This window comes from Pantoea sp. CTOTU50773 (assembly GCF_032082325.1).
GTDB classification, from domain to species: Bacteria; Pseudomonadota; Gammaproteobacteria; order Enterobacterales; family Enterobacteriaceae; genus Pantoea; species Pantoea communis.
Map to the genome: position 1 here is coordinate 1 of NZ_DAMDQC010000150.1, position 10,443 is coordinate 10,443.

11 protein-coding genes are annotated in these 10,443 nt (G+C 55.4%); all 11 read left to right on the forward strand.

Annotation, left to right across the window (positions count from 1 at the left end; genetic code table 11):
- A partial coding sequence (locus RT340_RS18675; protein ID WP_409566164.1) for a LysR substrate-binding domain-containing protein occupies nucleotides 1-260 on the forward strand: 260 nt, incomplete at its 5' end.
- 275 nt (nucleotides 261-535) lie between these two features.
- Nucleotides 536-1,723 carry a M20 family metallopeptidase gene (locus tag RT340_RS18680; protein ID WP_080748138.1) on the forward strand — a complete coding sequence of 396 codons (1,188 nt, stop codon included), beginning with the start codon at nucleotides 536-538 and terminating at the stop codon, nucleotides 1,721-1,723.
- Between the two features lie 21 nt (nucleotides 1,724-1,744).
- Nucleotides 1,745-2,593, forward strand: a complete 849-nt coding sequence (locus RT340_RS18685; protein ID WP_409566165.1) for a transporter substrate-binding domain-containing protein — start codon at nucleotides 1,745-1,747, stop codon at nucleotides 2,591-2,593.
- Between the two features lie 12 nt (nucleotides 2,594-2,605).
- The gene (locus RT340_RS18690; protein ID WP_097117609.1) at nucleotides 2,606-3,325 is read left to right on the forward strand and encodes an ABC transporter permease; all 720 of its coding nucleotides are present in this window, start codon (nucleotides 2,606-2,608) and stop codon (nucleotides 3,323-3,325) included.
- A 9-nt stretch (nucleotides 3,326-3,334) separates the two neighbouring features.
- A complete protein-coding gene (locus tag RT340_RS18695) occupies nucleotides 3,335-4,021 on the forward strand; it encodes an ABC transporter permease (RefSeq protein WP_045816765.1) in 687 nt (228 codons plus the stop codon).
- Nucleotides 4,018-4,794: an ABC transporter ATP-binding protein gene (locus RT340_RS18700; protein WP_034822286.1), complete on the forward strand. Its 777-nt coding sequence runs from the start codon at nucleotides 4,018-4,020 to the stop codon at nucleotides 4,792-4,794. The genes RT340_RS18695 and RT340_RS18700 overlap by 4 nt, the downstream gene beginning before the upstream one ends.
- 363 nt (nucleotides 4,795-5,157) lie before the next feature.
- Entirely contained in the window at nucleotides 5,158-5,655 is a 498-nt protein-coding gene (gene tssB / locus RT340_RS18705) for a type VI secretion system contractile sheath small subunit (RefSeq protein WP_045831911.1), read from the forward strand.
- Between the two features lie 29 nt (nucleotides 5,656-5,684).
- A complete protein-coding gene (gene tssC / locus RT340_RS18710) occupies nucleotides 5,685-7,232 on the forward strand; it encodes a type VI secretion system contractile sheath large subunit (protein ID WP_211728720.1) in 1,548 nt (515 codons plus the stop codon).
- A 14-nt stretch (nucleotides 7,233-7,246) separates the two neighbouring features.
- Complete coding sequence (tssK, locus tag RT340_RS18715) at nucleotides 7,247-8,584, forward strand: type VI secretion system baseplate subunit TssK (protein WP_313377465.1); 1,338 nt, start codon at nucleotides 7,247-7,249, stop codon at nucleotides 8,582-8,584.
- The gene (gene tssL, locus RT340_RS18720; protein WP_313377466.1) at nucleotides 8,581-9,231 is read left to right on the forward strand and encodes a type VI secretion system protein TssL, short form; all 651 of its coding nucleotides are present in this window, start codon (nucleotides 8,581-8,583) and stop codon (nucleotides 9,229-9,231) included. The genes tssK and tssL overlap by 4 nt, the downstream gene beginning before the upstream one ends.
- Nucleotides 9,231-10,443 (forward strand): OmpA family protein (locus RT340_RS18725; RefSeq protein ID WP_313377467.1); only part of this gene is annotated, 1,213 nt, incomplete at its 3' end. The genes tssL and RT340_RS18725, both read left to right, overlap by 1 nt.

Below are 10,443 nucleotides of genomic sequence, written 5' to 3' on the forward strand. Positions count from 1 at the left end.
CGCACAACAGGCGACACGATCAGCATCATCTGCGTTTTAACTTGACTGCACTGGTCTTAGCGGGGGCGGTCGGCGGGCAGGGGATGGCCCTTGCCAGGCCGGACGTTGTCGAAGACGATGTCGCTCGCGGTCGGCTGGTGGACGCGTTTCGTCAGCAAATGAACGTTGACGCGGGCTGGTATCTGGTCTCTCCCCATCGTCCACGTGAACACACGAGCGTACAGGCCGTGCGTGCGTGGTTGCTTGAGCAAATAAAATAGCTGTATGTGGCCGAAAAATTGCTCCGTTTTGTTCAATCACAAAATCAGTAATTCTGATGATCTCATGTGGATTATGAATGTTATAACTGACTGAAGATGCAAATCCGGGCTTTTATCCTGCAAACGCAGTGGATTAGCAAAATATCACGATATTTCAGCAAGTAACCATTAGCAATGCGCGTTGCAATCCTGCTATGGCTGTGAATAAATACAAGGTCAATCATCATAAAAATGCCATAAAGGCCAGGCATCAGCCTGAAAAGATCAATGCAATTATGACCGACCTTAAAGATGTTTTAGCCAGGGACATCAGCGCCAAAAGCGAAAGCATGGAAGCGCACCTGATTGCCATCCGCCGTGATATTCACGCGCATCCCGAACTGGGGTTCGACACGATTCGTACTGCGCATATCGTCGAGCATGAACTGCTGCGCCTGGGGCTTTCGCCACAAACAGGCGTCGGAAAAACCGGCGTGGTGGTGGATATTGTGGGCGAACAGCCCGGCAAAACCATCCTCATCCGCGCCGATATGGACGCGCTGCCGATTCAGGAACAGACCGGTTTACCGTTTAGCAGCACCTACCCCGGTAAAATGCATGCCTGCGGCCACGATATCCACACGGCGACGCTGCTGGGTGTGGCGGCGATTGTTGCGCAATACCGCAGCCAGTTAAAAGGCACGGCGCGGCTGATTTTCCAGCCAGCCGAAGAGACGCCTGAGAGTGGCGCCGAGGCGATGATTGCTGATGGCGTGGCTGAGGGCGTGGATCTGGCGATCACTCTGCATAATAAGCCCGAGCTGGCGGCAGGTGAAATTGCGCTGACGCGCGGTGCCAGTACGGCTTCCAGCGACGAATTTGATGTCGTCGTCCACGGCAAATCCACTCATGCTGCGCGCCCACATATGGGAACCGACCCGATTATTGCGGCGGCGAACCTCATCAGCCAACTGCAAACCATCATTTCACGTGAACTCGATCCGGCGCATTCTGCGGTGTTAACCATTGGCCATATTCATGGTGGCTCGACGCACAACATCATTTCCGATAGCTGCCTGATTCAGGGCACTGTGCGGGCGAAATCACCTGAGTCACGCGCGCACATTGAGCACGCTTTTAAGCGTATCTGTGCCGGTGTGGCGCTTTCGCTGAATACACGCATTGATGTCAACTATCAGCGCGGCGTGCCCCCGTTAATGAATGATGATGCGCTGATCGATGTGCTCGAACCCATTTTGTCGCACCAGTTTGGTAAGCCGATTGTGGCGAAACCAAGTGCCAGTTTTGGCGCGGAGGACTTCTCCCTGTTTACCGAGCGGGCGCCAGGTTGCCAGATTCATATTGGATCCGGTGCGCCGGGACGCGACGATCATCTGCATAATTCGGATTATCAACCCGACGAACGCAGCATTCATGCAGGCACTCAGGCATTAGCCCGTTTAGCCATCGATTTACTCTCCTAAAATAATGAACTCAGAGGTTTTATGATGATGCGTAAAGGGCTGTTTACCGCTTCCGCTGGCCTGTTGTTGCTGGCAACTTCTGCACTGGTGCAGGCAAAAGATTTTGGCACACTGAAATTCGCAACCGAAGCGGCTTATCCTCCGTTCAACCAGTCTACGCCGAGCGGCAAGATTGTTGGCTATGAGCCCGATATGGTGGCGGAACTGGCGAAACGTGCAGGCTTCAAATATGAAATCGTGGCACAGAAATGGTCTGGCATGATCCCGGGCCTGGTCGATGGCAAATATGACGCGGTTATTGATGCTGTAACCGTCACGCCTAAACGTGAAGAAGTGGTGGATTTCACCCATCAGTACACTGTGAGCGTGTCTGGTTTTGTGACCCTGAAAGGTAGCGCTTTAGATACTTTGCCGGGTAACGGTGAAGTCGTTCAGGCGGGTGATGAGGCGGGCATGACGAAAGCCATCGATGCGCTGAAAGCGAAATTCAAAGGTAAAACCATCGCGGTGCAGGTCGCGACTATTCAGGCTGATTTCCTCAACAAATATCTGGCTGACGTTGCCACCATCCGCACCTATCAGGCTGGCCCGGAAACTTTTGCTGACCTGCTTAACGGTCGCGTTGATGCGGTAATGGCGTCACGCACCAACCTGAATGCCTATGTGAAAAAACACACCGATACCGTGAACAGCACCGGTTACGGCTTCTCCGGCGGCGTGTTAGGGCAGGGTTCAGCGATTGCCATTCAGAAGAACAACCCGGAGCTCAAAGCGGCGCTGGATACGGCTTTAGTTTCAATGATCAAAGATGGCACGCTGAAACAGCTATCAGAAAAATGGTTCGGCGAGAACGTCGCGCCTGCGGAGTAATGCTAAGCGCTTATGACTATTGACTGGCAATTGTTAGGTTTTGGTGACGAAGGCTGGGGCGGCGTCTTGCTTGACGCCGCCACGGTGACCGTCACCGTTTCTTTGTGTGCATGGCTGCTGGGCGCAGTGCTCGGCAGCCTACTCTGTTGGATGCAAATTGGTGGTGCGCGCTGGCAACAGCGCCTCGCTAATGGCTATATCACGCTGTTTCGCGGCGTCCCTGAGCTGCTGGTGATCTATTTGTTTTACTTCGGCGGACGTCAGGTGGTCTCCTTCGTCGGGAAAACATTAGGCATGCAGGGGCCGTTTGATGTTAACGGTTTTGTCGCCGGGGCTATCGCCATCGGATTGATCTCTGGTGCTTACCAGAGTGGTGTGTTTCGTGGCGCATTTTACGCCATCCCGAAAGGCACGCTGGAAGCGGCTACGGTGACAGGTATGGGACGACTGATGTTGTTTCGCCGCATGATTGTGCCGCAGGCGTTGCGCACGGCTCTTCCGGGAATGGGCAATCAGTGGCAGTCGGTGATTAAAGAATCGGCTTTGGTTTCCGTGACGGGCTTGGTGGAAACCATGAACCAGATTTCCACCGCATCCAACTCCACGCAAATGCCATTTTTCTTTTACAGCGTCGGCGCGGTGATCTACCTGATCATCACCACCTGTTCCGATTTTGTTTTCCGCTATGTGGAAAAAGTGGCCATGCGCGGGCAACAACGCGCGCGGTTGTAAGGAGCCACGATGGATTTCACGTTCTTACAGCATACGCTTGCCGCGTTGCTACGCGGTTTACCACTGACCCTTAATCTGGCCGTTTTATCACTGCTGGGTGGGGGGATTTTAGCGTTATTGCTCAACCTGTTGCGCCAGAATCGCTATGGTAGCGTCTTTGCCCGCTTTTACGTTTGGCTGTTCCGCGGCACACCCTTGTTAATCCAGATTTTTATGATCTATTACGGATTGGGGAGTTTACCGGCAGTGCGCGAGAGCGTGCTGTGGCCGCTGTTGCGCGATCCCTACTGGTGCGGGTTGATTGCGCTGGTGCTCAACGATGCGGCTTACACCTCGGAGATTCTTCGTGGTGGTCTTAATGCCGTTAGCGTGCAGTCGCTTGAGGCAGCCAAAGTCAGCGGTATGTCGCGCTTCACGACGTTGCGCCGCATCACCTTGCCGCTCGCCGTGCGTCAGGCGTTGCCTGCTTACAGCAATGAAATTATCTCGATGATCAAATCCACTTCACTGGTCAGCACTATCAGCCTGATGGAAATGACCGGTATCGCGGACTCGATTGTGTCAGAGACATTCCGCGCGCTGGAGGTGTTTATCAGTGCGGCGATCATTTATCTGCTGCTGACTGTGCTGGTCAGTAAAGCGGTGGCGCTGCTGGAGCGCCGTTTGTCACCTTATCATGTTGGAGCACGTCAATGAGTAAACCCACTATCGCCCTGAGTCATCTCAGAAAAAGTTATAGCGGGCATGAGGTGCTTCATGACATCAGCCTGACGGCGCAGGATGGCGACGTGATATCACTGATTGGCGCCAGTGGTTCCGGAAAAAGTACGCTATTACGCTGTATTCCGTTTCTTGAAGTGCCGCAAGGCGGGGAAATCGCGGTCGGGGATGAGGTGGTCACCATTGACAATCCCCACGAGAAACTCAGCCGTGAGCAGCAGCGTCGTATCAAACTGATGCGCATGCAATTGGGTTTTGTCTTCCAGAGTTTCAATCTGTGGCCGCACAAAACGGTGCTGCAGAACATTATTGAAGCGCCGGTACATGTGCAGAAACGCAGTCAAAAAGAGGTGATTGAAGAAGCCGAAGCTCTGTTGCATAAAGTCGGGCTGTATGAAAAGCGCAACGCGTGGCCATCGCAGCTGTCAGGTGGGCAGCAGCAGCGTGTGGCGATAGCGCGTGCGTTGGCACAGCAGCCCAAAGCGCTTCTTTTCGATGAGCCCACCTCCGCTCTCGACCCTGAACTGGTGGGCGAAGTGTTACGGGTGATCCGCAGCCTGGCTGAAGAGGGACGCACGATGATCATCGTCACCCACGAAATGGGCTTCGCGCGTGATGTCTCCAACAAAGCGGTGTTTCTGCATCAGGGCAAAATCGAAGAGTCGGGGCCGCCACAGCAAGTGTTTAGCGATCCGCTCTCTGATCGCTGCCGGGCTTTTGTCAGTAGTCACTTGCAGCGTAATAGTTAACCTCCTTTCAAACCCGCTTCGGCGGGTTTTTTCATATCCAAACCCGCCAATAAGTAATTTTTTTGGTTAACAATCACACTCTGAAATACATTAATTTTTAGGATATTTCTTGCGATTTATCTTAACGATTTCAGTTAATAAAACAGTGTATACACCATAAATTTTCAGACCCTTCCTGGGCCTTAACCACGCTCAACTTCAACGACTTACAATAAAAAGCAAGAAATTTCCTATATAAATCAGATCACAAAGATCATCTTACCCTGTTGCTATCCGCATTGAGCCTAAGATATATTCGCGCAGAATCACACAAGGAAAGTGTGCTTAAAGCGTGCTTTCCGCGCTTCACTTACAGGAGTAAATATGAGTAATTCTTATCAAAATGAAATACCCAAAGCGCGCGTTAACATCAAACTCGACGTTCATACAGGCGGCGCTGCACGCAAAATGGAGCTGCCGCTCAAACTGCTGGTGACCGGTGATTTCAGTAATGGTCAGGAAGATCGCGTGCTGAGCGAACGCGAAAAGGTCAACGTCAATAAAAACAACTTCGACAGCGTGCTCGCTGACTTCTCGCCATCAGTACGGCTCACCGTACCGGATACCTTGTCAGCGGATGGCAGTGAACAGGCCATCAATCTGACCTTCAGCAACATCAAAGACTTCGAACCTGAACAGGTCGCTCGTCAGATCCCGCAACTCAAAGCGATGCTCGCGATGCGTAATCTGCTGCGCGATCTCAAATCCAATCTGCTTGATAACGTCACTTTCCGCAAAGAGCTGGAGATCATCCTGAAAGACCCGGCACTGAGTGACGAACTGCGTGCGGAACTTTCTGCGCTTGCCAGCGATAACGGCTGAACCCCTTTTAACGGACTAAATGAGAGACGATGCTGATGTCAGTTCAGAATGAAACCCTGTCTTCCGGTGGCACCACCGTGCTTGAAAACTCTGCAGCGGAAGGTGTGTACGCCTCGCTGTTCGACAAAATTAATCTCCATCCGGTTAGCTCACTGAGTGACCTGAATGTCTGGCAAGACAATCAGGCGATGTCAGATGCCACCGCTGACGAGCGCGTCACGGCGGCGATGCAGGTGTTTCTTCATCGCTTAAAAATCAGCGGTGAGAAAGTCGAAAAACTGGATAAAAACCTGCTGGATCACCACATTGCCGAGCTGGATTATCAGATCAGCCGCCAGTTAGATGCGGTGATGCACCATGACGAATTCCAGAAGGTGGAATCGGTGTGGCGTGGATTGAAATCGCTGGTGGATAAAACTGATTTCCGTCAGAACGTGAAGTTGGAAGTGCTTGATGTGTCGAAAGAGGATCTGCGTCAGGACTTCGAAGACGCACCGGAAATTATCCAGAGCGGCCTGTACCTGCAGACTTACGTTGCCGAGTACGACACGCCGGGCGGCGAACCGATTGGCGCGGTGATCTCTGCCTATGAATTCGATGCCTCTGCGCAGGATATCGCGCTGCTGCGTAATATCTCGAAAGTTGCTGCATCGGCCCATATGCCGTTTATCGGTTCTGCAGGGCCGGCATTCTTCCTCAAAGAAACCATGGAAGAAGTGGCTGCCATCAAGGACATCGGCAACTACTTCGATCGTGCGGAATACATCAAGTGGAAATCCTTCCGCGACACCGATGATTCTCGCTATATCGGCCTGACCATGCCGCGTGTGCTGGGCCGTTTGCCGTACGGACCAGATACAGTGCCGGTGCGCAGTTTTAACTATGTTGAAGAGGTGAAAGGGCCGGACCACGATAAGTATCTCTGGACCAATTCGTCTTTCGCTTTCGCCGCCAACATGGTGAAAAGCTTTATCAACAACGGCTGGTGCGTGCAGATTCGTGGCCCACAGGCGGGTGGTGCGGTGCAGGATCTGCCGATTCACCTCTATGACCTCGGCACCGGCAATCAGGTAAAAATCCCTTCTGAAGTGATGATCCCTGAAACCCGCGAGTTTGAATTTGCGAACCTCGGTTTTATCCCGCTTTCGTACTACAAGAACCGTGATTACGCCTGCTTCTTCTCCGCAAACTCCGCGCAAAAACCGGCGCTGTATGACACCGCAGATGCCACCGCCAACAGTCGCATCAATGCGCGCCTGCCTTACATCTTCCTGCTATCACGCATCGCGCATTATCTGAAGCTGATTCAGCGCGAAAACATCGGCACCACCAAAGATCGCCGCTTGCTGGAACTGGAGCTGAATACCTGGGTGCGTGGATTGGTGACTGAAATGACCGATCCGGGTGATGAGTTGCAGGCTTCACATCCGCTGCGCGATGCCAAAGTGATTGTGGAAGATATCGAAGATAACCCGGGCTTCTTCCGCGTGAAACTCTTCGCAGTGCCGCATTTCCAGGTGGAAGGCATGGACGTCAATCTGTCGCTGGTATCTCAGATGCCAAAAGCGAAAGCGTAAGGCGGCTATCCGGAATGAAAATTTACCGTCCGTTATGGGAAGACGGCGCGTTTCTGACGCCGCAACAGTTCCAGCAGCAGGCTATGTGGGATGCGCATGTGGCAGGTACTGTCGCTGGCATGATGCTGGCACACCCCTGGGGCGTGCTGTGTGCGGAGTTCGATGAGGGCGCGCTGGCGCTGTCAAAACTGAATGCAACGCACATTGCCGTCCGCTTTGCGGATGGCTCACTGGTCGATACCCATCTGGCTGACACACTGCCACCGGTGTGTGAGCTGACTGATGTGATGGATCGGGACAGCGTAGAGGTGGTACTGGCGCTGCCGCTGATCAATGCCAACGGCGGTAATCTGGAGAACGGGGCGGACAGCGAACGTCCGCGCCGCTGGGTCGCCACCCGGGAGCGCGTGCAGGAGCTGGCCGGTCACGAGCGTACCGAGATTGCGGTACAGCGTTATGCGCTGCGCCTGCGGCTGGCGCATCAGGAAAACGTGGCGTACCTGACTTGTCCGGTTGCCCGTCTGGTGCGCAACGCTCAGGGGCAGTGGATGCGCGACACCACGTTTATTCCCCCCATGTTGTCACTGGCTGCGAGCCCGGGGCTGGTCGCGGCGCTGGGTGACCTGCTTCATCGCCTGCAGGCACGCCGTCAACGTCTGATGCAACTGCGCCGCGAAAGTAACGAGCGCATGGCGGATTTTGCCGTGTCCGACGTTTCCCTGTTCTGGCTGCTCAATGCGCTGAACAGCGCTGAGCCGGTGCTGACTGAGCTGTACCAGTCACCGTCGCGCCATCCTGAACTGCTTTATCGTGAGCTGGTGCGCCTTGCGGGGAGTCTGCTGACGTTTTCCCTCGAGAACGCGCCGGACGATATCCCGGCCTACCGGCACAACGCGCCAGAGCAGGTTTTCCCGCCGCTGTTCACACTGCTGGATACGCTGCTAGAGGCGAGCCTGCCTTCCCGGGTTATCACCATCGACCTGGAAAAACAGGGCGTGCTATGGAGGGGAAAACTCCACGATGCACGACTGCGCGAAGGTGCGGACTTTTATCTATCCGTTCGCTCTTCCCTGCCGAATCACGAGCTTCAGGCACGCTTCCCGCTGTTGTGTAAAGCCGGCAGCCAGGACGATGTTTCTGAGGTGGTGAATATTGCGCTGAGCGGTATGGTCATCCGCCCACTGCCACATGTTCCTGCGGCCATCCCGTTACGCCTGGAAAATCAGTATTTCGCGCTGGATCTCTCAACGGATGCGGCTCGGGCAATGCTGGCCTCCGGCGGCTGTACCTTCTACACGCCGGAATCGCTCGGTGAGCTGAAACTGGAACTCTACGCGGTGCTGCGCTCATGAATAATCCCAACACACTGACAGAGCGTCTGTTTTTTCAGGGCTGGCTGATGGTCAGCCAGCTGCGCTGCGGACAGCAAATTGAAAACGGCGACGCGCTATACCGACGCGCGGCGGGCTGGGTGAAATCAGCCCGCGAGGCGCTGACTGAGGCCGGGTTCAGCGAGGCCAGCCGTGACCACATGCTTTATGCCTTCTGCGTGCTGCTGGATGAGGCAGTGCTAAACAGAGGGAGTCAGGACGATGGCTGGCTGCGCTGGACCCGTGATCCGTTGCAGGTGCGCTTCTTTGGTTCACTGAACGGCGGTGAAGCGCTCTGGGATCGTATCCGCACCGTGCTGAACGAACCCGCAGCGGACATTACGGTGCTGACCTGCTTTTACCGCACCCTGCAGCTGGGGTTCGTCGGGCATTACCGTGCGCAGGATGACGAACGTCGTGAAGACGTGGTGAGTGCGCTGGCTGCCCGCGTGCCGCCTTTTGCGCTGCCGGAAGATGCGCCGCTGGTGGTACGCCCCGCAGGTCTGCGCAGCGGACGCCGCTTTTACTGGCTGAGCTGGGTGGCAGCAGTGGTGCTGCTTGGCGGGCTCTGGTTCCTGCTGGAGTCAACGCTGGCAGAGATGGTGTCGCGCATGGCAGGTGCACAGTAATGGTCCGACCCGATTCACGTCAGGGCCTGACGCTGCTGGCAGCCGTGCTCGCGATCCTGCTGGTGGTGGGCTTTTCGGGACTGAACCCGCTGAACACGGTGGCGCTCTGTGTGCTGGTGCTGCTGGTGGCCGGTTTTCTTCTGTGGCATTTGCAGCGTAATGCTACTGATCACCAACCGGATATTGATGCCAGTCTGCCGCCGGAAACCTATTGCGGGCCAGTGATTCTGCTTATCGGGGATACGGCACCGTTGTTTGGTGATCTGACACACCGCGAGACCCGGCTGGGGTGGTATCTGAACGTGCGCCAGCCTGGTGAACTGCCCGCGCTGGCGGAACGGCTGGCACAGCAGTATTCGGCGCTGCTACCTCAGCTTTCAGTGATGCTGGCGATCATCCCCGGGCAGCACACCTCCGCTGACATATTGACACAGCAGCAGAGTGGATGGCTGCGGGCCTATTCACAGTGCCGGGTTGTGCTGAAAGGGTTGCCGCCATTGTGGGCCGTGATATGGGGCTCGTCAGTGGATGAGCGCACGCACTGGTTCAGCTATACGCCAGAACAATTACAGTTTCATCCTGAAAATGACGCCCGCCTTTCGCTGGCGGAGTGGATCACCCGGGATCCCCTGCATTTTCATCACGCACTCAGACTGCAAAGCCTGATGCAATGGTATGCGGGGCAGTTCGCGGCTTCGCGCACCGCGAGCCCCTGCCAGATCGGCGTTTGCCTGACACCAGTGCCGTCGCTGTCGGGCAACCTGTGGCAGCAGCATACCGTCGGGCTGACCACACTGTCGCCTGAAAACTATGCGTCTCCACCTTCACTGCCGCTGCCGGATGTGCTGCTGTCCGGTATGCCGCAGCGGCAGGGTATCAGCCGCTCGCTGCGAACGGCGCGCAGGGTCGGAATGATGCTGGGCCTGTTTCTGGCGCTGGCCATGCTTGCTTCCTTTATTCATAACCAGCGCCTTGTGCGCAGCGTGGCCGATCACCTTGCGCTGTGGCACAGCCTGCCGGAGGGGGCTGTTGCAGCGAAAACACTTGCGCGCGATGTGCTTATCCATGACCGCACGCAGCTGGATGCCTGGCAGCGCAGCGGTGAACCACTGCGATATGGCGTGGGACTTTATCAGGGCCTGCGGCTCATTGCGCCGGCAAACGCAGCCATCCATCGCTGGGCACCGCCCCCCGCGCCAGCCCCCGTGATTC

What these genes read in the sequence shown, in the direction of transcription:
- RT340_RS18700 (WP_034822286.1), top strand. Translation starts at nt 4,018, where the DNA reads ATGAGTAAACCCACTATCGCCCTGAGTCATCTCAGAAAAAGTTATAGC.
- tssL (WP_313377466.1), top strand. Translation starts at nt 8,581, where the DNA reads ATGAATAATCCCAACACACTGACAGAGCGTCTGTTTTTTCAGGGCTGG.
- RT340_RS18680 (WP_080748138.1), top strand. Translation starts at nt 536, where the DNA reads ATGACCGACCTTAAAGATGTTTTAGCCAGGGACATCAGCGCCAAAAGC.
- tssC (WP_211728720.1), top strand. Translation starts at nt 5,685, where the DNA reads ATGCTGATGTCAGTTCAGAATGAAACCCTGTCTTCCGGTGGCACCACC.
- RT340_RS18685 (WP_409566165.1), top strand. Translation starts at nt 1,745, where the DNA reads ATGATGATGCGTAAAGGGCTGTTTACCGCTTCCGCTGGCCTGTTGTTG.
- tssK (WP_313377465.1), top strand. Translation starts at nt 7,247, where the DNA reads ATGAAAATTTACCGTCCGTTATGGGAAGACGGCGCGTTTCTGACGCCG.
- RT340_RS18690 (WP_097117609.1), top strand. Translation starts at nt 2,606, where the DNA reads ATGACTATTGACTGGCAATTGTTAGGTTTTGGTGACGAAGGCTGGGGC.
- tssB (WP_045831911.1), top strand. Translation starts at nt 5,158, where the DNA reads ATGAGTAATTCTTATCAAAATGAAATACCCAAAGCGCGCGTTAACATC.
- RT340_RS18695 (WP_045816765.1), top strand. Translation starts at nt 3,335, where the DNA reads ATGGATTTCACGTTCTTACAGCATACGCTTGCCGCGTTGCTACGCGGT.